The following is a 22,206-nucleotide window of genomic DNA, read 5'->3' on the forward strand; positions in this document are numbered from 1 at the left end:
TACCACTTTTGCCAAACGCTTTATCAGGGCATCTATGCTCCATATTATATGCTTGTGCCCGACCTTCCTTGCTAAAACGCAACCCATTAGTCAAATTAATTCAAAAAACTATTCTTATAAGCCCTGGTATATCTCCCCATGAAAATTATGCAGCTTTTACCCGCCCTGAACTCTGGGGGGGTTGAGAGGGGGACCGTTGATCTTGCCCGCTACCTGGTAGCAGGTGGTCATCAGTCAATCGTTGTTTCCAGTGGGGGGAGCATGGTCGAGCAGCTACAAGCTGAGGGCTCAGTCCACATAGAACTGCCAATCCACAAAAAGTCTCTTTTAAGCCTGTTACAGGTCAGATCACTTCGAAAGGTTATCTCTCGTGAGAAGCCCGATATCATCCATGTGCGTTCCAGAGTTCCAGCTTGGCTAGCCTATCTTGCCTGGCGAAATCTTGACCCCGCTAAGCGCCCCCGCCTTGTAAGCACGGCTCATGGCCTTTACTCGATAAATCGATACAGTGCGATTATGGCGAAAACCGAACAGGTAATCGCTATTTCAGAATGTGTGAATAACTACTTACTGGAGAACTATGCAAACGATCTAAAGCGCCCCCCACAGATCGTTTACCGGGGTGTAGATACAGATGAGTTCAATCCCGATATCCAGCCACCGGTGTCCTGGTACCAAAAAGTACACCAGGATTTCCCCCAGCTTGCCGGCAAGCGCTGGCTCCTCTTACCCGGCCGGCTGACCCGCTGGAAGGGGCAAGAAGACTTTATCGATCTAATCCATCAACTAGTCAAAAACCGTTCTGATGTTCACGGCATCATTCTCGGCGGAGCGGAGAAGAACAAGCAGCACTACGCCGATGAATTGGAACAAAAAATTTGCTCAATGAAGCTTGAGAACCACCTTACTCTAGTTGGTCATCGTAGTGATATACGCCACTGGTATAGTGCCTCCAGTTTGGTGTATAACCTATCACGTCGACCTGAGCCATTTGGCAGAACCGTTATAGAGTCCGCAGCAATTGGCACACCTGTCATCGGTTATAACATTGGGGGCCCGGCAGAGTCGCTGAACGCCTGTTTCCCTCAAGGGCTAGTTGATATCAATGATCCAGAAGCCTTATTCACGCGTACTCAGGAATTGCTCGACAGCCCTGGGCAAAAGCCTCATTTATCTACCGATTTCACATTGGGAAGGCAGGCCGAACACACTATTGAAATCTACAAGAGCCTACTCACAGAGCGTACCGGAGCGAACCCGCGTGATTAATTTGAGCCAGAGCGAGCCGTTTGCCAGCGGAGGCAATCGCTTTTGCTACCGACACCCGGAGCGGTCTGAACTCTGTGTCAAGGTGATGCGACCCGGCCGAACAGCGGAGCTATTGGGACGAGCTCCCTGGTACAAAACCTGGCGAGGGGAATCATATTTTGATGACAATCTTCGCGAACAGGAAGGTTATAGCCAGCGGGCCATTGCAACTAATCGAGATGGGCTTTGGCAACATCTGCCTCGATGGTTTGGGATACAGGAGACCAGCTTAGGCCCCGCTGCCGTCACTGATATGATTCTTGACGCTGATGGCAATCCGGCACCTACTCTTCGCCAATACCTAAACAAATATGGACTCAATGCCGAGGTGCGCGAATCTTTACAGCACTTTTCTGAGTGGCTGCTTGAGTATGAAGTACTCACCAAAAATCTGATTGCCCACAATCTGGTCCTGCGAAAAGAGCAGGGGAAACTACAAACTTACCTGATTGATGGGCTGGGTTGTTCCTCTTTCCTGCCTCTGCCAAAAATTTCTAGCTACTTTGCGAAACGCTATATCCATCGCCGTATCGAGCGCATGTGGCTGAGAGTCGAGTGGGAAATTTCCGATAAGGAAACCCCCTGGCGAAAATATGAAGCTGAGGGACTCAAGCGCTAACGGCTTGGCAACCCTGATCGACGCAACAATGCTTGAGCACACAATAGGTATTGATCCAGGGGGTCACGCTGGCCTCCTGCCTTCACCTCAAGCTTTTCACTAACCAAACCTTGATCCAAAAGTCGTAATACCGCTGAACGCACCTTATTAGACTTGCTGCGACTCGGAACCCGAATTACACCGACTTGGGCCCGACTTTGTAACGACTCGAATAGCATAGAGATACTGTCCTCAGTGACCCAGATTGTCTCCGCTTCCGACAACTGCTTCTGAAGCCAGCCCGCCGGACAAGAGCGCCAGTCAACCAACTCAACACTGCTTTTCTCCAGCTGCTCCATGGTACCCGCCGGTGTTCTCCGACTGTCAGAGATACACCAACTCAAGGGTTGGGCCAATAATTTCTCAACTTGCTCCCGGATTGAGAGGGTATCCCAACTGTAATGCTTACTGGGTCCACCCAATAAAATAAGCCCCCTTCCAGGCTGCAGTACATCGCTCTCAAGCGGCTCAGTCAGTGCGCCCTGGCTCACAATCACATTAGGTAGAGGGGGCGGACGGTCGTGTTCGGGTACGACCGCAAAATCAAACCAGCTGTAGGGTAACAAAGGGCGGTTAATTGCCACCGCGCGACCACCAAACCGGCAACGGGCAGACAACATAGGAAGCCGGCTTCGGCGACCTGTGCCAATTAGAAAGTCTGGGGCTGGCAACTCTTCCAGCTCCTCTCCCGCTTTTAGGAGAATACGGCTGGCTGTATATTCTGGTGATATATCAAAAACCTGCACCTCCCCGATATAGCTCCTGCGCACCCCTTCAATCAGAGCTGCGCTCTGCTTTTCATGGGCCCGGTTGCCATCTAAAAAACGCCAAATAGTAAGTTGCAAGATAGGACCCTAAACTACTGAAACACCGGAATATAAGGCAGTGTACCTAGCGCATGCCAGTGGAGCTACTGTAACAAGGCTATGGGAGCCCCAAAACATCCAGTATACTCCTTCCAGGGATTTCCAAAGGGCGTCCCCAGTGAATCCATGCCTCTCAGGAGACCCCGTTAAAGCGCTCAGCCAAACAGACATCCGCTACTACTTTGTGTAAAGCCCCACAATTATCACCAAAAAGCAAAATTTGAGCGTTCATGGACAACAGACTTTTATATAGTACCCACCCATACAGCCTATTTTCGCGCACCTAAATACAAAATTTTCTGAATGGCCGACAGTTGCACCTATGCCTGAACTTGGAAGTACTCTAAACAAGCTTTCCCAGCCCATTTATCGCCAGCAAAGCTCACTGTGGATTTCAGGTCTGCTCAAATGGGCCTTTCTTGGATTATTTCTGCTGGTATGTGGTTACTATGTTTCCCCCAAAGTTTCAGGGGTACAAACCAGCTTTTATCTAACTTTACTACCCACAGCCTTTTTACTGCTGGTATGGAGGAAGAGCTATCACTTCTTAATTTCCTGGCAATTCCTAACCTTTTGTAGCCTGCCAATCATTCTAGCGCTATCAACACTGTGGGCCTCACCGGACACCGCAGATGTTTATAGGCAATCCGATTACTACTGGAAATTGGTTTTATACCTAGCTCTATTCTATTGCGCTGTTTTCTTCCTACTGGAACAATACGGCGACAACATCCTCCATAAGCTATTACTCTCACTTATTGCGATTGGACTGCTGTCCGGTATTGCCTCATTAGTTTCTTACTCCCTTGACGGCGGACTACAGAATCTGCACCGAATTGGCGGTATATCTCTTGAGGGCAATATTGATAAAACAGGAATGCTATTTGGCTTCCACGCTCTTTTTTGCTGCTACGGCCTCTACCAAAACCCCCGCATTTGGCGCTGGTTATCAGGAGCGGGCTTACTCACCTCCTGTATCTATATAGTTTTGTCACAAACCAAAGTCCCGATTGTTATGGCCGGCTTCTCAATCTTTTTGGTTGTATTCGGCAACCTTTCACGACTGCTGAAGATACTCGTTGTTGTTGCCATAGTTTGCGTACTGCCCCTAGCCTATTTTACGTTATATGGTGATCTGCCTCTTCTACACCGGGGTAGTGCCTATTCCGTTCGCATGACGCTCTGGCAAAAGACACTTGAAGAGTTCCTGCAATCCCCACTGTTTGGTCAAGGCCTAGTGCACAAGAAGTTTATCGAGCTAAACAGAATGGTGCCCCATCCACATAATTTCCTCCTGGATATCGCACGCTTCAGTGGAATATTGGGGGTGGCCGCTTGTGCCTGGCAAGGACTCGCAGCCCTGTGGACAGTGAGATCCAAAGAGAGGCTTCTGAGCTGGATTCCCGGTTTGTACTTCACCTGGTTCCTATTCGGTGTATTGGCAATGCTGACATACGCCCAGCAACCTTTGGCCAAGCCCAATTATATTTGGTTCTTTTACTGGATTCCCCTAGCTATCCTGCTGGCACGAAGCAGCATTGAAGACCGGGGCTTGAGCCATTGTAAAACTATCCAGGAAAGTAACCCTCAAAAACAGTAACCGCTGAGAGATAGAGTCACACTGATGAATGTAACCGTATTTGGCACCGGCTATGTGGGCCTGGTGCAAGCAGCAGTCTTAGCCGAAGCTGGCAATAAAGTAGTTTGTATCGATATAGACGCGGACAAGATCAACCGCCTCAAACAGGGCATTATCCCCATTTATGAGCCCGGCCTCGAACCTATGGTGAAGAACAGTATCACCACAGGCAATCTATCTTTTTCAACCGATGCCGCCTTTGGCGTAGAACACGGTGAACTGATCTTTATCGCTGTGGGCACCCCTCCAGATGAGGACGGCTCAGCAGACCTTCGCCATGTGTTAACTGTTGCAAGGACTATTGCAAGCCACATGGAGTGCAAAAAATACATCATCAACAAGTCCACAGTACCTGTGGGTACAGCCGACAAAGTGCGGGCTGCTGTTGAAGAAGAACTGGCTGAGCGGGATAAGTCCGATCTGCCCTTCGATGTTATTTCCAACCCTGAATTCCTCAAGGAGGGGTCGGCGCTCAATGACTGTATGCGGCCAGACCGGATTATTATCGGCACCTCCGAAACAGAATCAGAACAGAAGCTTCGCCACCTGTACGCACCATTTAACCGAAATCACGAAAAAATCCTGGTGATGGACGTAAAAAGTGCGGAGCTGACCAAGTATGCCGCCAACTGCATGCTGGCAACCAAGATCAGCTTTATGAATGAAATGGCAAATATTGCCGATAAAGTGGGCGCTGATATTGAAGCAGTTCGGGCCGGAATCGGCTCAGACCCTCGAGTTGGTTACCAGTTTATCTACGCAGGTATCGGCTACGGTGGCTCATGTTTCCCTAAAGATGTGAAAGCCCTGATTTCCTCGGCTCAACAGCTGGGCATTGCTGCAGATATTCTTGCCGCCGTGGAATCCCGCAACGAGCGCCAGAAACACTATCTCGCCGAAAAAATACAACGTCATTTTAACGGAGATATTCAGGGCAAAACTTTTGCGCTCTGGGGCCTGTCATTCAAACCCAATACAGATGATATGCGCGAAGCCCCAAGCCGTGTGCTGTTAGCTCGATTGTGGGAGCAGGGTGCGAAGGTGCGGGCATTTGACCCTGAGGCCATGGAGGAGTGTCAGCGAATTTTTGGCGATCGCGAAGACCTGACCCTTTGCGACTCCAAGACAGAGGCTTTACAGGGTGCCGACGCCCTGATTGTCGCGACCGAATGGCAACAGTTCAAATCTCTTGATATCGATGAAGTAAGCAGCGCTCTCAGTGCCCCGGTTGTGTTTGACGGACGCAACCAGTACGAACCAGAGGAAATGCGCGAGGCAGGCTTTGATTATTACTGCGTAGGGCGCCCGGACACCACCAGCTCTTACTAAGTAAGCCTTACTTAAAATAAAAACCCGGCCGATGCCGGGTTTTTATTTTCCATCATGCTATTCGCATCTTTACTTCCGCCTGGCCCGCCACATCACTGAGCCAGCCCCGATGCGCAGCACTACGCCCATGTACCACCTCAAAATAAAGGTTTTGCAAACGCCCTGTGATAGGGCCGCGACGACCACTGCCGATAGAACGCCCATCCAATTCACTAATAGGCAATACTTCCGCCGCTGTGCCAGTAAAAAACGCTTCATCAGCGATATAGACTTCATCTCGCGTGATACGCTTCTCTACTACCCTGTAGCCACACTCCCGAGCCAACTCAATAACTGTATCGCGGGTAATCCCATCCAGGCACGACGTCAGCTCAGGGGTATAAATAGTCCCATCGCGAACAATAAAGACATTTTCTCCACTACCCTCAGCAACATAACCCTCAGGGTCCAGTAATAACGCCTCCTCGCAACCATTGCGCACCGCCTCCTGTAACGCCAGCATCGAGTTTATATAGTTACCATTGGCTTTCGCCTTACACATGCTGATATTCACATGGTGTCGGGTGTATGAGGAGGTATTCACCTTAATCCCCTGCTCCAGCGCCTCGGGGCTCATATAGCTAGGCCACTCCCAGGAAGCGACAATCACATGGGTTGAAAGATTTTCTGCGCGCAACCCCATTCCCTCTGACCCATAAAATACCATTGGTCTTAGATACGCTTGGCGCAGGTTATTTTCGCGCACCACAAGCCGCTGAGCTTCATTCAGCTCATCAGTGCTATAGGGCATTGGGATATTCATTATTTTTGCAGAGCGAAACAACCGACGGGTATGCTCTTGCAAACGAAAGATACTGGTCCCGTTATCGGTTTCATAAGCACGTACGCCCTCAAACACCCCCATTCCATAGTGCAGGGTATGAGTGAGGACATGCACCCGGGCATCGCGCCAGGGGACCAATTCACCATCAAACCAGATAACGCCGTCGCGATCGGCAAAAGACATGGGTAACTCCTACAAATCCTGAAAAACAGTTTAATCGGGCAGCAGGTAGAAACCCGGTATTAACCGAGTAATTGCTGCCAGTTTATTTGAACGGTCTTTCTTTCCGCTGTGAATTGGTCATCGCTCACAATCCCTGGCAGTTGTTGTAGTGCCAGGCGATGACCTTCAGATCGGTAGGCTTTGTAGGCGTCGATCAGATGTCCGGCTTGTTTGGCCGGCATCAGGCCTGCGTCAATTAGACTTTCGAGGATGCGGATATTATCGGTATACCGCACGATCGAGGGCGAAGTTTTTGCCCAGGCCAGAGCAGCATATTGAACCATAAATTCAATATCGACAATACCGCCCTCACCGTGCTTTAAGTCAAACTTTTTATCGTTGCTCTTATCGAGGTGCGCACGCATTTTATTGCGCATTTCCACCACCTCATCACGCAATTTATCGCTCTTTCGCGACTGGCAAAGCAATTTTGTACGCAACTGTTGAAACGACTCACTCAGGCGGAGACTACCGGCGACAGATCGAGCTCTCACCAGCGCCTGATGCTCCCAGGTCCAGGCACTCTCCCTCTGGTATTTTTCAAAGGCAGCCAATGAAGTCACCAAGAGTCCTGAATTACCCGAGGGGCGCAGTCTTGTGTCTACCTCATAAAGAGGCCCGCTGAGTGTACGGGTTTGCAATATGTGGATAAGTCGCTGTGCTAGTCGGGTAAAAAAACTCAGGTTATCAATACTGGTTTTACCGTCGGTAACCTGCATCGCATCCGCATCGTGCACAAAAACAATATCCAAGTCAGAACCGTGGCCAAGCTCCAATCCCCCCAGCTTTCCATAGGCGATAATGGCAAAGTGCATGTCCTCTGCCGAGGCCCCCGCAGGCACACCGTATTTATCCACCATCTGTGCCCAGGCGAGTTGCAATGACTGCTGCAATATCGCCTCTGCCAACCAGGTAAGGGAATCACTGACTTTCATCAAAGGCAGGGCACCATTCACCTCTTGTGCCGCAATGCGCAAGCTTTGACTCTGCTTAAAATATCGAAGCGCCTCCATTTGCAATTCCAGATCTTCAGGATCAATCCGCAACAATTCGAGACGCAGCTCATTGGCAATATCTGCCGCCGTAGAGGGTGCCAGTAACCTGCGGGAATCCAGTAACTCATCCAGCAGAATTGGATGGCGCGCAAGTTGCTCAGCAATCCATGGACTGGCACTACAAAGACGCACCAGCTGGTTGAGCACGGGGGGATTTTCATTAATCAGGACGAGATAGGCACTGCGACGCAGTACTGAGCGCACTAAAGGTAAAACACGGGTTAGCACTAACAAGGGATCAGCCTGTAACCCTGCTGCGGCCAGTAGCGTAGGCATAAATTGATCCAGGCGCGCACGGGAAGAAGCAGGTAGTGCCGCAACCATTGTTGACTGGCACAGCTCCGTTAAGTGCTCGAGTGCCTGCGGTGGAGGAAGAAACCCTGTACTTTCCAAAATCTGCAGATTCTCTTCATTTGCAGATTCGTCGCCGCAACTTGCCCAGAGTCCCTGCCACTCCTCAGCCACACTGGGGGCAGCCATTTCCTCTGGTGGAGCGATTACAGTATCGAACTCCCGCTCAACCAAGGAACGAACATCGACCAGCTCACTCTCCAATTGCTTCCAATTATCGCGGCCCAGGGCAAATGCCAATTTTTCCCTTTCACCCTCCTCAGCTGGGAGCGCCTGTGTCTGCTGATCCCGGTAAGCTTGAAGTGCGTGTTCAACTCTCCGCAGCAGCAAATAACAACTGGTCAGTTCACTGGCCACTCCCGGTTCAACATGGCCATCACTTTCCAAAAGGGGCAGTAGCTTGAGCAAGCTGCGCTCGCGCAGCGCGGGTTCGCGCCCTCCGCGAATTAACTGGAATGCCTGGGCAATAAATTCCAACTCGCGTATGCCGCCCCGCCCAAGTTTGATATTGTCCGTTAAACCGCGAGCGCGCACTTGCCGCTGTATCAGGGCTTTCATTTCACGCAAAGCATCAATAGCACTGAAATCGATATAGCGGCGATAAGTAAATGGGCGCAACAACTCCATCAGCTCTTCAGCAAACTCCTCCCTGCCGGCAACAGGGCGAGCTTTGACCATGGCGTAGCGCTCCCACTCACGCCCTTGAGTCTGGTAATAGTCCTCCAGAGCGGCGAAATGGCTTACCAGGGGACCACTGTCACCGTAGGGGCGCAAACGCATATCTACACGAAAAACAAAACCATCCGCATTGATTCCATCCAACGATTTAATCAAGCGCTGGCCGAGTTTTTGGAAAAACTGCTGATTTTCTACACTCTTTTCGCCATCGGTATAACCGGGCTCAGGGTAGGCAAAAATCAGGTCAATATCCGATGAGAGATTGAGTTCCCGGGCTCCCAATTTGCCCATCCCCAACACCACCATCGACTGATTATCGCCAGCTCTACTACGAGGCTCCCCATAGCGATCCACTAACTTTTCATGGTGCCATTGCATCGCCGTACGAATGGATAGCTCTGCCAATTCACTAAGTCGCAGACATGCCTGAGGAATATCCCACTGCCCGGCAAAATCGCGAAATATGACCTCAGTCGTTACCCGGTTGCGCAATAAGCGCAATTGAAGATCCAATTCCTCATCACTTTCTATGGTCGGCAGGGAGAGCCCAAGATCTTGTTTAAGTAACAAATCCCGTAAAAGCTCTGGGCGGCGACAGCACTGTTGATAAAAAAATTCTGAACCAATTAAGCTCCGAGCCACTCCTTGCGCAAGCAATGGCTCTGCCAGCAAGCTCTCCACCTCAACAACAAGCGCGGCCTCCGCCAGTTCACACCAGTCATGCCACATTGACTGAAGTTGAGCGCGGATGGGTTTTGGGCACTGAATGTTGTCAAACATGAGGGTCAATCCTTGGGCGAATATCAGCGAGCAATTCTGCCTAGCTATCGGCATTCCGATAGCTAGCGGTGGTATTGGACAATGAAGAGTGGCCGAGCAAGCCCACCCCTCGGGTCACTTCATTGGCCTCGACATCTTCAAACAGTTTTATCAGAGAAGCCTCTCAAGCTAGAAAGCGATATCCGGCGGTGGGGCCACCCTCAATACCTCTGCCACAGTGGTCAAACCCGCCGCTACTTTTTTCGCACCGGAAAGCCTCAGACTATTCATACCTTCGCGCATCGCCTGGCGCCGCAGTTGCTGTAAATCACAATCGGAGGTGACAATAGCTTGTACCGACTCGCTAAATGGCAGGATTTCATAAATTCCCTGACGCCCACGATAGCCCGTATTACGACACTCCAAGCAACCTTCCGGCCGGTAGACTTTCTCTGGCAGCGGCGCTCTCCAGGGTTTTACCAGAGACTGCCAATCGGCCTCTTCAATTTTGTCCTCCTGCTTGCAACTGGGACATAGTGTGCGCACCAAGCGCTGGGCCATCACCCCGAGGATGGTGGATTTCAACAAATAGTGGGGCAAGCCCAGATCCAATAAGCGGGTGACTGCTGTTGGAGCATCATTGGTATGCAGAGTTGAGATAACCAGGTGGCCTGTCAGTGCCGCTTGAACCGCCATCTGAGCGGTTTCCAGATCTCGAATCTCGCCCACCATGATAATATCTGGATCCTGGCGCATCAGGGTTCTGATACCCGCAGCAAAATCAAAGCCAATGGCATGGTGAACCTGGGTTTGGTTAAAGCTCTCTTCCACCATTTCAATAGGGTCTTCAACGGTAGAGACATTCACCGCACTAGTCGCCAGCTGCTTGAGGCCTGTATACAAAGTGGTAGTTTTCCCCGAGCCGGTAGGGCCGGTGACCAGTACGATTCCATTGGGCCGTGACAGCATCGTCTGCCAACGAGCCAAGTCATCGCCACCCAGCCCCAGGTCTGAATAAGATCGCGCGAGAACTTCCGGGTCGAAGATACGCATTACCAACTTCTCCCCAAACGCGGTGGGCAAAGTAGAGAGGCGCAACTCCACCTCACTGCCATCAGGCCTTTTTGTCTTGATACGGCCATCCTGGGGTTTGCGCTTCTCTGCTACATTCATGCGCCCTAGAATCTTCAGGCGACTGGTAACCGCAGCATTCACTTGATCTGGTAACTCATGAATTGGATGCAAAACACCATCAATACGAAAGCGTATTCGCCCCACTTCCCGGCGCGGTTCAATATGGATATCACTGGCTCGCTGGTCAAAGGCGTGCTGCAACAACCAATCGACGATATTGACGATGTGTTGATCGTTGGCTTCAGGGTCCTTTAAGGTGCCCAACTCCAGCAACTGTTCAAAATTATTTGCTGCTGAGGTTCCCTGAAGGCCGCTTGCGCCAGAGATTGAATTGGAAAGGGAGTAAAATTCGACGCAATGTCGCTTAATATCGGCCGGATCAGCTACCACACGGCAGACCCTGCGGCCGGTGGTATGTTCCAGCTGCTCTTCCCAGCCATGGGTAAACGGTTGAGCTGTTGCTACCACCAGCTCTTCAGCGCCCGCCTCAACACAGAGAATTTGGTGTCGCTTGGCAAACTGAAAGCTCATCACCTCGGTGACAGCGCTTACATTAACCTTAAGCGGGTCTATATGATACAAGGGGTGAGAGGAGCTCTCAGCCAACCAGGCACTGAGGACTTCCCTACTCAGCAAGCTCCCAGGTTGCTTGCGGTTGGCCAGGTCACAACTGGCTATATAGCTGAGCGGGTGCATCTGGGCCTGTTCTGCAGTCCGCGGAGTACCTACGATGCGGTTGGCATCCTCTCGGCTAACAAAGCCCTGCCCCACCAAATCCTCTAGTAATCCGCGCAATTCCAGTATTCGGTCTGCAACTCTGCTTTCTGCCATTGGCAACCCCTTTATTCTCATATGGCGACGTTGCATTGTAGCCCTATCATCAAGCTGTGAAAGTGCGCTGTTAACGCACTGTTACGAAGTTGCCCCGATTGGGGTACCATGCCGCCGTTTTCGCATTCTGAGCAATGGAGCTAACCATGGCCCTGTCGAATATTGCCAACTTATTTGGCCGCTCTCCGATTAAGCCAATCGAGAAGCATATGGCTACGGCCCACGAGGCATCGGCTGACCTGATCCCCTTCTTTGAAGCACTGATCAAAGGTGACCTCAAAGAGGCAGAACAGATCCAACTGCGCATCTCCGCCTCGGAGAACCGCGCTGACGATATCAAGAGAGACCTGCGCCTGCATCTGCCGGACAGCCTGTTTATGCCAGTGTCCAGGACTGACTTGCTGGAATTGCTGCATGCCCAGGATGAGGTAGCCAACACTGCCCAGGATATCGCTGGTCTGGCTGTGGGCAGGAAGATGCAGATTCCCGCACCTCTCCAATCCTTGATGACCACCTTTGTGGAGAGCGCCGTCGCCACCTCTGCACAGGCACTGCGCGCGATCAACGAACTGGACGAGTTGCTGGAAAGTGGCTTTGCAGGGCGCGAGGTGGATATCGCCAAACGCATGACCGAAGAGCTGGATGAACTGGAGCGCAAGTCAGACAAGCTTGAAGTCGAAATTCGCGCGTCGCTGTTTGCTATTGAGAAAGACTTACCTCCGGTGGACGTTATGTTCCTCTACCGGGTTATTGAATGGATCGGTGAACTCGCCGATCGCGCCCACAGCGTGGGCAACCGATTGCAGTTGTTGTTAGCACGTTAGGGGGTTTGGCGTGGAAATTATTAGTCAATACGGCCATATATTATTGATTTTGGCCTGTGTGGCAGGCTTCTTTATGGCCTGGGGCGTCGGTGCCAACGACGTAGCCAACGCCATGGGTACCTCCGTAGGTTCCCGTGCACTGACTATCAAGCAGGCGATTGTTATCGCCATGATCTTTGAATTTGCCGGCGCCTATTTGGCAGGCGGAGAGGTTACCGCAACCATCCGCAAAGGCATTATCGATTCTGAAGTCTTCGCCGCCCAACCGCAGCTGTTGGTATACGGTATGCTTTCGGCACTGCTGGCGGCGGGCACCTGGCTGCTGGTAGCCAGTATTCTCGGCTGGCCGGTATCCACCACCCATTCTATTGTCGGCGCAATTGTCGGCTTCTCTGCGGTAGGTATATCCCCAGATGCAGTGGCCTGGGGGAAAGTGGGCAGCATCGTAGCTAGCTGGGTGGTCTCCCCAGTTCTCGCGGGCACCCTGTCTTTCCTGTTATTCCGCAGTGTCCAGCGCCTGATCCTAGACACGGAAGACCCCTTCAACAATGCCAAGCGCTACATCCCCTTCTACATGTTTGCAGTGGGCTGGATGATTGCCATGGTGACCCTTACCAAGGGCCTCAAGCACGTTCTTAAAGATGCCAATATCCAGCTCAGCTTTATCCAGGATGCCGGTATCGCCGCCCTGGTGGGCCTTGCTGTCGCCGGTATCGGGGTCACCATGCTCAAGCGCGTCCAGCGCGACCCGGCAGCTGAAGCTGAAAACCGTTTCGCCAACGTCGAGCGCGTATTTGCGATCCTGATGGTCTTCACCGCCTGTGCCATGGCCTTCGCTCACGGCTCCAACGATGTCGCCAACGCCGTTGGTCCTCTGGCTGCCGTAGTTAACACCATCCAGAGCGGCGCTATCACCGTTAAATCCACTATGCCTTCCTGGATATTGCTGCTCGGCGGTATCGGTATCGTGGTGGGCCTGGCGACATACGGCTTTAAGGTAATGGCCACTATCGGTAAGAAAATCACCGAGCTGACACCGAGCCGTGGCTTCGCTGCCGAGCTGGGTGCGGCCTCCACCGTCGTACTGGCTTCTGGTACAGGCCTGCCAATCTCCACAACTCACACTCTGGTGGGCGCGGTATTGGGTGTTGGCCTGGCGCGGGGTATTGGCGCCCTGAACCTGCGTATGATCACCACTATCGCCGCATCCTGGGTAGTCACCCTGCCAGCGGGTGCAGGTATTGCGATCCTGTTCTTCTACTTCTTCAAAGGCTTGTTCGGCTAAAACCGAAGCAGCACACAGAGCAGATCAGCAAAGGGGGCTAAAGCCCCCTTTTTTTATGCCTCTCATATCCACCACTTTAGTAAGGCTCCCTGTCGATATCTATTTCGCTCCTCTGGCATTAATATTTAGGGAAATAAACTGGGCCGAGCCCGCCGACCAATCTATGCCTGCGAATCCACCCTGATGCCATTACTGTTGTTTGTCACTCTTCTGTGGGCCTTTTCCTTCAGTTTGATAGGCGCCTACCTGGCCGGACAGGTGGATAGCTATTTTTCCGCAATGACACGGGTGCTCCTTGCCACAGCGCTATTTCTACCCATGCTGAAATGGAAGAGTTGCCCTCCCCGTACCGCGATACGTTTAATTGTGATCGGTGCTGTACAACTGGGGCTGATGCACTTGTTTTACTACCAGTCATTCTTACTGCTCAGTGTCCCCGAAGTACTTCTATTTACTATTTTCACTCCCCTGTATATCACCGCCCTTGAGGACTACCTTAACAGGCACTTTTCTGTCTGGAACCTCACTATCGCAGCCACAGCCGTATTGGGAGCAGCCACTATTCGCTGGGGCTCCCCCAGTAACGACTTTTGGATTGGGTTTGCAGTCGTCCAGGGTGCCAACCTATGTTTTGCCGTAGGGCAGGTGGCATACAAGCGCCTGATGTCCAGAGAGCAAGGCCCCCTCCCGAGACAAACCTTCGCTTGGTTTTTTGTAGGCGCCAGCTTGATCACTGTTATTGCCTGGCTCCTGCTTGGGAAACCGCAGTACCCACAGGGCTCACAGCAATGGGGTGCTCTACTCTGGTTGGGGTTGGTGGCATCAGGTCTGGGGTACTTTTTGTGGAACAAGGGTGCTACGCAGGTCTCTACTGGTACCCTGGCCGCAATGAATAATGCACTGATTCCCGCTGGCTTATTGGTAAATCTGTTAATCTGGAATCGGGATGCCGATCTAACCCGTCTCGCCCTTGGGGGAGGACTGATCGGAGCCGCTGTTATCTTGAATGAATGGCGCAACAAGAGTAGGGAAAGTCACCATGGCGAGTATCGCAGTACCTGACCTGAAGACCCAATTACATCAACTGATCGCCTGCCCCAGTATCAGTGCAACCGACCCTTCCCTGGATATGGGTAACCGCCCGGTGGTTGAGCTACTGGGTGGATGGTTGGAAGGACTTGGTTTCAATGTAGAGGTAATGCCTTTAAAGGGATCTCCCAACAAAGCCAATATGATTGCTACTCTCGGCGGTAAAAGTGGTGATAAAGGCGGGCTCGTTCTATCCGGACATACTGATACAGTCCCCTTTGATGCGGGGCGCTGGCAATCGGACCCCTTTAAGGTTTTAGAGCGCGACAACCGCTTATACGGTCTCGGCACCAGTGATATGAAGGGTTTTTTCCCTCTGGTTATCGAGGCTGCGCAGACTTTTCTCGACAAGCCTTTACAAAAACCATTGATTATTTTGGCAACAGCCGATGAAGAAACAAGTATGAGTGGTGCCCGCGCCCTGGTGCAGGCTGGCAAACCCCAAGCGCGCTACGCGGTAATTGGTGAGCCCACCGGGCTTCGCCCGATACGTATGCACAAGGGGGTTATGATGGAAGCAGTGCGTATTACTGGGCAATCCGGCCACTCATCAGATCCCAGTTTGGGGGCCAACGCGCTCGAGGCCATGCATAAAGTTATTGGTGAACTATTAACACTGCGAAAAGAGTGGCAACAAAAATACAACAACCCCGGATTCGCCGTTCCAGTACCCACGATGAACTTAGGCTGTATCCATGGGGGTGACAACCCCAATCGGATCTGCGGCCACACAGAACTCCAGTTTGATATTCGCCCGTTGCCAGGAATGCAGCTTACGGACCTGCGGGAAGAACTAAACAAACGTATCCTTACCATTCCACAAGACAATAAAATTCAGGTGGAAGTGGCCTCTTTATTCCCCGGCACTGCGCCCTTTGAACAGGATTCCCATTCAGAGTTAGTAAAAGTTGCAGAACAACTTTGTGGCCATCCCGCTGAAAGTGTTGCCTTTGGTACTGAAGCGCCCTACTTGAAGAGTTTGAATATTGACACTATCGTGCTCGGCCCCGGCGATATTGACCAAGCTCATCAGCCGGATGAATTTCTCGCCCTGGATCGTATCAACCCTATGGTCAACATTCTGCGCGACTTGATTGGCCGCTTTTGCCTTTAATCTGCCTGCGACAGCCTCCGGGGCTTTAACACCACAAGACTTGCACACGGTAAGAATTAGTGAGCGACGATAACGCCTCCCTGAACTGGTTTCGCCACGCGGCACCTTACATCAACGACCTGCGCGGTCGCACTTTAGTAATTGGTATCCCCGGCGACGCTTTAGAGCACGCCAATTTCCGCAATCTAGTACACGATATGGCGCTGCTTGCCAGCCTTGGGGTTCGCTTGGTTGTTGTGCACGGCGCGCGGGAACAAATTAATAGAGCCCTGGATGAGCGCGGCATTGAAAATCGATTTCACGAGAACCAGCGTATTACCAATCGAGAGACATTGGAGATTGTTAAGTCTGTCGTGGGTAAACTGCGCTTCGATATTGAAGCCGCATTTTCCCAGGGATTGCCAGACTCGCCCATGGCACGTTCGGCCCTCAAGGTAGTCTCGGGCAATTTTGTTACCGCCCGTCCCAGTGGCGTGCTAGATGGCGTGGACCTGGGCTGGACCGGCACCGTGCGACGCATGGACACCAACACTCTGGAGCAAAACCTAGATCAGGGTTCCCTGGTACTCCTTTCTCCCCTGGGCACATCCCTGACCGGGGAGCTTTTCAATATCAATTACTTGGATCTGGCCGCTGAGGCTTCCAGAGTTTTGCGCGCCGAGAAACTAGTGCTATTCCGCGAACCTGAGCAACTTCAAGTGGACGGAAATCCGGTACACGAGTTAAGTATTTTGCAGGCAGAGCAGGTTTCACCCAAGGTGCAAAGCGCAACCCTGCGCTGTGCCATTCGAGCCTGTAATGCAGGGATCGCCCGTACACACCTACTTAGCTTTTGTAAAAACGGCGCCTTAATTCAGGAGCTGTTCCGCCGTGAAGGCGCCGGTACCATGATTTACCGGGACAGCTACGAAGTTGTGCGCAGAGCGCGAATTACCGATGTGGGCGGTATTCTTGGACTGATCCGCCCGTTAGAGAAAGATGGCGTTTTGGTACGGCGCTCCCGCGAGAAGCTTGAGGCAGAAATTGAACACTTCACGCTTGTGGAAGTGGATGGTACTCCAGTTGCCTGTGCAGCTCTGTATCCCATTAAGGATGACAAGGGCACTACCACAGCAGCCGAAGTTGCCTGCCTTGCAAGCCACCCGGAATTTCGCGGTGGCGGGCGTGGTGCCAAGCTGATGCGCCACCTTGAGAGACAGGCGCAAACAGTCCAGGTTGATGAGCTCTACGTCCTCACCACCCAGACAGAGCACTGGTTTATAGAGCAGGGCTTTGAGCAAGTCGGTATCAGTGAGCTGCCTACCGCGCGAAAGTCCCTGTACAACATTCAGCGCAATTCGAGAATCCTGCGTAAACGCCTGGGGAAAAGTCAGTCCACTTAGTCATAGGAATTTGGAATATCTATCCTTAATACTCCTTTAATGGGTAGTTTGGGCGCAAAAATATCCCAGGAAAGTCCGTTTTTTGCTAAGCTGGCGCATTCATTGTTGCCAGCTGGAATCTGTGACTATGCCCCAATACCGCTCCCGCACCTCTACCGCCGGTCGCAATATGGCCGGAGCCCGCGCCTTGTGGCGTGCCACCGGTATGACGGACGAGGACTTCCATAAGCCAATCATTGCCATCGCAAACTCTTTTACCCAGTTTGTCCCCGGACACGTACACCTAAAAGATATGGGTCAGCTTGTCGCAAGGGAGATTGAACGCGCCGGCGGCGTGGCCAAGGAGTTCAATACGATCGCTGTGGATGACGGTATCGCAATGGGTCACGACGGCATGCTCTATAGCCTGCCCAGCCGCGAAATTATCGCTGACTCAGTGGAGTACATGGTCAATGCCCACTGTGCCGACGCCCTCGTTTGTATCTCCAACTGTGACAAGATCACACCGGGAATGATGATGGCAGCCATGCGCCTGAACATTCCAGTTATCTTTGTCTCCGGTGGCCCGATGGAGGCCGGCAAAACCAAGCTGGCTGACCACAAGCTCGACTTAGTAGATGCTATGGTGATAGCCGCTACAGATACGGCCTCCGACGAGGAAGTTGCTGAGTATGAGCGCTCTGCCTGCCCGACCTGTGGCTCCTGCTCAGGTATGTTTACAGCGAACTCCATGAACTGCCTGACCGAGGCCCTGGGGCTTTCACTCCCTGGTAACGGCACCATGCTTGCGACTCACGCCGACCGCAAGGAGCTATTCCTGCGCGCTGGTCGCGAGATCGTAACCCTGACCAAACGCTATTATGAGCAGAATGACGAAACTGCCCTGCCGCGCAATATCGCCAACCGCACAGCCTTCCGCAATGCCATGGCACTCGATATCGCCATGGGAGGCTCCACTAATACCATCCTGCACCTGCTGGCAACCGCTCAGGAAGGTGAGATTGACTTCACCCTGGAAGATATCGACAGCCTCTCCCGTGAGGTTCCACAGCTGTGCAAAGTTGCCCCCAATACCGAGAAATACCATATAGAAGATGTACACCGCGCTGGTGGTGTAATGGCTATCCTTGGGGCGTTGGAGGCCGCAGGTCTTATCGACTCCTCGCTGCCAACCGCCTACGGTGGTTCGCTCGCCGATGCCCTTGCGCGCTGGGATATTTGCCGCACGGACGACCAATCTGTACTGGAATTCTATCGCGCGGGCCCCGCAGGCATTCCCACCCAAACAGCTTTCAGCCAGGAATGCCGCTGGTCCACTTTAGATGCAGACCGCCAGCGTGGCTGTATCCGTTCTGCTGAGTACGCCTACTCCTCTGAGGGAGGGCTCGCCGTTCTCTTTGGCAACCTGGCCCCCAATGGCTGTGTAGTGAAGACTTCCGGCGTCGATGAGTCGCTCTGGAAGTTCGAAGGCCCCGCCCATGTAGTAGAAAGCCAGGAAGAGGCTGTTTCCAATATCCTCGAAGGGAAGGTCAGTAAAGGGGAGGCTGTTATCGTCCGCTATGAAGGCCCTAAAGGTGGACCTGGAATGCAAGAGATGCTTTACCCCACTAGTTATTTAAAGTCCAAAGGACTCGGTGAGCACTGCGCATTGATTACCGATGGCCGCTTCTCAGGCGGTACTTCAGGCCTCTCTATCGGACATGTTTCACCGGAGGCGGCGTCTGGAGGTAACATCGCTCTCGTGCGCAATGGCGATTTAATACGTATTGATATTCCAGCGAGGAAAATTGAAATCGCTATTAATGAAAGTGAACTCGATAAGCGACGCCGAGAAATGGAAGAAAATCCTAATGGCTGGACGCCAATCGAAAAGCGCCCTCGTAAAGTCAGCAAAGCACTGAAAGCCTATGCCATGCTTGCCACCAGTGCAGACCGCGGGGCGGTGAGGGAAATTGACTGATTAAAACTGTTCTAAACAAAACGGCCCCAAAGGGCCGTTTTTTTATTCCGCTATTTTGTAACTGATTCGATTGCGTACCCCGTAGCGCTCCACTGGCTGGCCATTCTCCATTTGGGGGCGATACTTAAACCGCTCTGCCGCGGCTACAGCGGAGCGATCAAATACGCTCGTGGGATTACCATTAGAATCATAGCCCCCAACCACACGAGCATCACGTACCGCCCCAGTTTTGGTTACCGTGAATTCTACAACGGCATACCCCTCTATCCCCCTGCGCAGTGCCGCATTGGGGTATCGCGGTTTAGCTTTATAAACTGGTAAAGGGTCGCGCGTTATTTGCACCCCGGTAGAAGTAACAGGAGTGGGCGTACCAATCACTACATTCATCGTAACGGGTGTTACCTCAGTTTCCTCAACCCGCATCGTTGGCTGCTCCAGCACAGCTTGTGGCGGTGTAGGCTCCTCATAAGTTTGGGTAACAATCTCTTTTTTTGGCATATGTACCGGTTTTATCGTAGGCAACAGGCTGAGTTTGGGCTCCTCGATATCAGTAGCTACTAGTTGACTCATCAAAAAGATCAATCCAACTGTGATTGCAGCGGCAAAACCCAGGCTCTTTGTGTAGCCCGCGAGTAAATGTGGGGGGAAAAATAAGGGGTTGGAAATCGACTGGCAAGCTCTGTCCATAACACCTCTCCTATTATTGTTAGGGTGCGATAAGCGGCATTCATATGCCGAAAATGGAAAAGCTGATCAGCTACCATTAATCATTAGCCAATTTACAAAAAAATGCAAATAGTCTGTTAATACAGGTTATCTCAAAATTTTGTATTGCCGCCAGAAAAGAAAAAAGCATAAAAAAAGCCGCGCATTACTGCGCGGCTTTCAGGGAGCTAAACAATTAACTAGTATTAAATTGCCAATTGTTTTTCACGCTCCTGCTCACCCTCAACAAAAGAGATCCACTGGTTAGCGAACTTCTCAGAGCGCTCATCTTTCCGTGCAAGCTTGAGGCTCTTTAGTGCTGCGTCATAACGCTTCAAGTTGGCATTAGCCATACCCATCACGATATGCAGCTGATCAACACGCTTGATCCCGCCTTTTGCCAGGGCTTTTTTACCCATGGAAATGGCTTTCTCATTCTGATCCAGGTCGAGATAAATACCGGCCAAACGAGAATAGATTTCACCTTTGTCAGAAAGCTTGGCTGCCGCTTCCAGCTGGGGAATAGCTTTCTGCAGCTCCTGTGCCATCTGGTAGGCCTGAGCCAGGGTTTCCAGGTTTTTAGCCGTACGCGGGATCTTCTTCTCTTGAATACCCTTGGCAATCACCTTGGCCCCTTTATAAGGCATTTCATGCCCCATAAAGAGATACCCCATATTCAACAGGTCCCTATCCTTTTCCAAAGCTCCGGCAAGGTAAGCTGCTTCCATCATGTGCAGCTGGTCCTTTTCGCGCTTTAACTCGCCATACATCGCCGCCAGGGTGGTGTAATAAACGGGCTTCGGATAGTACTTAACCAGATTTTCGAGAACACCGGCCACTTTCTTGTAATCGGTGCGCTCAAAATAAATGAACTGCTGTATACCGTACCAATTTTCTTTTGGTACTTTGCCCTCTTTTTCGTACATGGATACCGCTATATTGATATCCGCAAGAGCCTTATCCTGGTTGCCAAGCTGATTATAAGCTGTGGCACGCAAAGCGTAGGAGTCAGCAGTGATACGATCGGAAACCTTAAACCACTGGTTCAGGTAGTTAATCGCCTGCTTGTAATCCTCAGTAACGAAATACAGCTGAGCCAGCGTAAACAAAGTGCCTACTTCTAAAGCTACCGGCAGGTTTTTTTCACCCTGGTCCAGCACCTTTTTAAAGTAAGGAATCGCCTCTTTGTAACGCTCAGTGCTGTAGTAAACAACACCGAAGAAGTTGTACATCTGGGCAATTTCATAGCCATTGAAGCGCTTCTTAGCTGCGTCCATTTCTTTCAGGGCTACAAGAGCGGCTGGCCAATCCTCTGCATCAGCAGCTTCTTGAGCTTTTTCCAGCTTCTTATACGCAGCTTCGCGCATCGCCGGCACTTTACGAGTTTTTTGCTTACTCGGCTTTTTCTGTTCCTGCGCCTGTGCAGAAGCGAAAGGTGCTGACACACCTACCGCATTCAGCACGGTAACGCTGACCGTCGGTGCCAAAACCAAGGGTAGCGCCACTGACGCGCGCAGAGCGAACTTGGACAAACCTTTCTTGATGGTCGTCAACTTCATAGTGCTTCCCCTTTAGTCCTTAGCCATGTTAAAGCTAATCTTAGTCTTAACATTAGGAACTTCGATCGGCTTGCCATCGACTACCCGCGGCTTGTACTTGTACTTCAACGCGGACTTCAGGGCTGCGCGATTGAAAACCGTTGTGGGCTTGCCGTCCAAAGTGAAGGCTTCAATTACGATCGGATCACGTACAGAGCCGTTAGTCGTTACGGTGTACTCAACGATTACGTAGCCTTCTATCCCCCGCTGCTGAGCGCGACGTGGATATTGTGGCTGTACTTTAACGATCGGCAGGTAGTCACCTTCGCCAAAACTGAAACCTGACAGCTTAACGCCGCCTCCCGCTTTTGGAGCGGAAATGTTGATGTTGCCATCAAGATCCGGCTCTTCAAACTCGGGCTCCGGCATCTCCGGTGGCGGAGTTTCCGGCTCGTCAGGTTTTACCGGCTTAGCGGTGTCGTACTGTGTTTCAATCTTCGTATCAGGCATCACCACATCGGCAACTTTGAAAGTTTCCTTATCCTCAGGAGCTTTCATGTTTGCCGCAATCAGCTGATGCATGGTGAAGATGAGGCCAAAGGTCGTGGCTACCGCCAATGTACCTGCCCCAAGAAGTCTTACCGGATTCATAGCTG

At 51.7% G+C, this 22,206-nt stretch carries 17 protein-coding genes; 10 read left to right on the plus strand and 7 right to left on the minus strand.

Annotation, left to right across the window (positions count from 1 at the left end):
• Positions 1-138: 138 nt before the first annotated feature.
• Positions 139-1,269, plus strand: a complete 1,131-nt coding sequence (locus tag ACG1BZ_RS21160) for a glycosyltransferase family 4 protein (protein WP_413663555.1) — start codon at positions 139-141, stop codon at positions 1,267-1,269.
• Positions 1,262-1,927 carry a YrbL family protein gene (locus tag ACG1BZ_RS21165; protein WP_413663556.1) on the plus strand — a complete coding sequence of 222 codons (666 nt, stop codon included), beginning with the start codon at positions 1,262-1,264 and terminating at the stop codon, positions 1,925-1,927. The genes ACG1BZ_RS21160 and ACG1BZ_RS21165 overlap by 8 nt, the downstream gene beginning before the upstream one ends.
• Here the strand turns inward: ACG1BZ_RS21165 and ACG1BZ_RS21170 are convergent.
• Entirely contained in the window at positions 1,924-2,811 is an 888-nt protein-coding gene (locus ACG1BZ_RS21170) for an ELM1/GtrOC1 family putative glycosyltransferase (RefSeq protein ID WP_413663557.1), read from the minus strand. The two genes, ACG1BZ_RS21165 and ACG1BZ_RS21170, sit on opposite strands and share 4 nt — an antisense overlap.
• A gap of 343 nt (positions 2,812-3,154) precedes the next feature.
• Between ACG1BZ_RS21170 and ACG1BZ_RS21175 the strand changes: the two genes are divergently transcribed.
• Both ACG1BZ_RS21175 and ACG1BZ_RS21180 read left to right on the plus strand, forming a co-directional pair.
• On the plus strand, positions 3,155-4,432 hold the full coding sequence (locus tag ACG1BZ_RS21175; protein ID WP_413663558.1) for an O-antigen ligase family protein: 1,278 nt from the start codon (positions 3,155-3,157) through the stop codon (positions 4,430-4,432).
• Positions 4,433-4,456: 24 nt separating this feature from the next.
• The gene (locus ACG1BZ_RS21180; RefSeq protein WP_413663559.1) at positions 4,457-5,800 is read left to right on the plus strand and encodes a UDP-glucose dehydrogenase family protein; all 1,344 of its coding nucleotides are present in this window, start codon (positions 4,457-4,459) and stop codon (positions 5,798-5,800) included.
• Between the two features lie 52 nt (positions 5,801-5,852).
• Here the strand turns inward: ACG1BZ_RS21180 and ACG1BZ_RS21185 are convergent, their stop codons facing one another.
• The 3 genes from ACG1BZ_RS21185 to ACG1BZ_RS21195 all read right to left on the minus strand — a co-directional run bounded on the left by ACG1BZ_RS21185 (position 5,853) and on the right by ACG1BZ_RS21195 (position 11,653).
• Positions 5,853-6,806, minus strand: coding sequence for a branched-chain amino acid transaminase (locus ACG1BZ_RS21185; RefSeq protein ID WP_413663560.1), 954 nt, complete (start codon positions 6,804-6,806; stop codon positions 5,853-5,855).
• 59 nt (positions 6,807-6,865) lie between these two features.
• Complete coding sequence (glnE, locus tag ACG1BZ_RS21190; protein ID WP_413663561.1) at positions 6,866-9,709, minus strand: bifunctional [glutamate--ammonia ligase]-adenylyl-L-tyrosine phosphorylase/[glutamate--ammonia-ligase] adenylyltransferase; 2,844 nt, start codon at positions 9,707-9,709, stop codon at positions 6,866-6,868.
• A 168-nt stretch (positions 9,710-9,877) separates the two neighbouring features.
• A complete protein-coding gene (locus ACG1BZ_RS21195; protein WP_413663562.1) occupies positions 9,878-11,653 on the minus strand; it encodes a GspE/PulE family protein in 1,776 nt (591 codons plus the stop codon).
• A 146-nt stretch (positions 11,654-11,799) separates the two neighbouring features.
• Between ACG1BZ_RS21195 and ACG1BZ_RS21200 the strand changes: the two genes are divergently transcribed.
• From ACG1BZ_RS21200 to ilvD, 6 genes are all read left to right on the plus strand, one after another.
• Positions 11,800-12,477 carry a TIGR00153 family protein gene (locus tag ACG1BZ_RS21200; protein WP_413663563.1) on the plus strand — a complete coding sequence of 226 codons (678 nt, stop codon included), beginning with the start codon at positions 11,800-11,802 and terminating at the stop codon, positions 12,475-12,477.
• A gap of 10 nt (positions 12,478-12,487) precedes the next feature.
• Positions 12,488-13,762, plus strand: a complete 1,275-nt coding sequence (locus ACG1BZ_RS21205; protein WP_282930993.1) for an inorganic phosphate transporter — start codon at positions 12,488-12,490, stop codon at positions 13,760-13,762.
• A 183-nt stretch (positions 13,763-13,945) separates the two neighbouring features.
• Positions 13,946-14,824 carry a carboxylate/amino acid/amine transporter gene (locus ACG1BZ_RS21210; RefSeq protein WP_413663564.1) on the plus strand — a complete coding sequence of 293 codons (879 nt, stop codon included), beginning with the start codon at positions 13,946-13,948 and terminating at the stop codon, positions 14,822-14,824.
• Positions 14,802-15,965, plus strand: coding sequence for an acetylornithine deacetylase (gene argE / locus ACG1BZ_RS21215; protein WP_413663565.1), 1,164 nt, complete (start codon positions 14,802-14,804; stop codon positions 15,963-15,965). Before ACG1BZ_RS21210 ends, argE begins: the two co-directional genes overlap by 23 nt.
• Before the next feature lie 59 nt (positions 15,966-16,024).
• Positions 16,025-17,347: an amino-acid N-acetyltransferase gene (gene argA, locus ACG1BZ_RS21220; protein WP_413663566.1), complete on the plus strand. Its 1,323-nt coding sequence runs from the start codon at positions 16,025-16,027 to the stop codon at positions 17,345-17,347.
• Between the two features lie 127 nt (positions 17,348-17,474).
• Positions 17,475-19,307, plus strand: coding sequence for a dihydroxy-acid dehydratase (ilvD, locus tag ACG1BZ_RS21225; protein WP_413663567.1), 1,833 nt, complete (start codon positions 17,475-17,477; stop codon positions 19,305-19,307).
• A gap of 42 nt (positions 19,308-19,349) precedes the next feature.
• Here ilvD and ACG1BZ_RS21230 read toward each other — a convergent pair whose 3' ends face one another.
• The 3 genes from ACG1BZ_RS21230 to ACG1BZ_RS21240 form a co-directional block, all read right to left on the minus strand.
• Positions 19,350-19,994, minus strand: coding sequence for an energy transducer TonB (locus ACG1BZ_RS21230; RefSeq protein WP_413663568.1), 645 nt, complete (start codon positions 19,992-19,994; stop codon positions 19,350-19,352).
• Between the two features lie 224 nt (positions 19,995-20,218).
• Positions 20,219-21,571, minus strand: a complete 1,353-nt coding sequence (locus ACG1BZ_RS21235; protein ID WP_413663569.1) for a tetratricopeptide repeat protein — start codon at positions 21,569-21,571, stop codon at positions 20,219-20,221.
• A 12-nt stretch (positions 21,572-21,583) separates the two neighbouring features.
• Positions 21,584-22,201 (minus strand): energy transducer TonB, encoded by a 618-nt coding sequence (locus ACG1BZ_RS21240; protein WP_413663570.1) that lies wholly within the window; start codon positions 22,199-22,201, stop codon positions 21,584-21,586.
• Positions 22,202-22,206 lie beyond the last annotated feature (5 nt).

Origin of the sequence: Microbulbifer sp. CNSA002, assembly GCF_047324085.1 — a bacterium.
Classification (GTDB): domain Bacteria; phylum Pseudomonadota; class Gammaproteobacteria; order Pseudomonadales; family Cellvibrionaceae; genus Microbulbifer.

Bases quoted from the DNA above. Each gene is read 5' to 3' on its own strand.
- ACG1BZ_RS21160 (WP_413663555.1), top strand. From the start codon at position 139: ATGAAAATTATGCAGCTTTTACCCGCCCTGAACTCTGGGGGGGTTGAG.
- ACG1BZ_RS21175 (WP_413663558.1), top strand. From the start codon at position 3,155: ATGCCTGAACTTGGAAGTACTCTAAACAAGCTTTCCCAGCCCATTTAT.
- ACG1BZ_RS21180 (WP_413663559.1), top strand. From the start codon at position 4,457: ATGAATGTAACCGTATTTGGCACCGGCTATGTGGGCCTGGTGCAAGCA.
- ACG1BZ_RS21185 (WP_413663560.1), bottom strand. From the start codon at position 6,806: ATGTCTTTTGCCGATCGCGACGGCGTTATCTGGTTTGATGGTGAATTG.
- glnE (WP_413663561.1), bottom strand. From the start codon at position 9,709: ATGTTTGACAACATTCAGTGCCCAAAACCCATCCGCGCTCAACTTCAG.
- ACG1BZ_RS21195 (WP_413663562.1), bottom strand. From the start codon at position 11,653: ATGGCAGAAAGCAGAGTTGCAGACCGAATACTGGAATTGCGCGGATTA.
- ACG1BZ_RS21200 (WP_413663563.1), top strand. From the start codon at position 11,800: ATGGCCCTGTCGAATATTGCCAACTTATTTGGCCGCTCTCCGATTAAG.
- ACG1BZ_RS21210 (WP_413663564.1), top strand. From the start codon at position 13,946: ATGCCATTACTGTTGTTTGTCACTCTTCTGTGGGCCTTTTCCTTCAGT.
- argE (WP_413663565.1), top strand. From the start codon at position 14,802: ATGGCGAGTATCGCAGTACCTGACCTGAAGACCCAATTACATCAACTG.
- ilvD (WP_413663567.1), top strand. From the start codon at position 17,475: ATGCCCCAATACCGCTCCCGCACCTCTACCGCCGGTCGCAATATGGCC.
- ACG1BZ_RS21230 (WP_413663568.1), bottom strand. From the start codon at position 19,994: ATGGACAGAGCTTGCCAGTCGATTTCCAACCCCTTATTTTTCCCCCCA.
- ACG1BZ_RS21235 (WP_413663569.1), bottom strand. From the start codon at position 21,571: ATGAAGTTGACGACCATCAAGAAAGGTTTGTCCAAGTTCGCTCTGCGC.
- ACG1BZ_RS21240 (WP_413663570.1), bottom strand. From the start codon at position 22,201: ATGAATCCGGTAAGACTTCTTGGGGCAGGTACATTGGCGGTAGCCACG.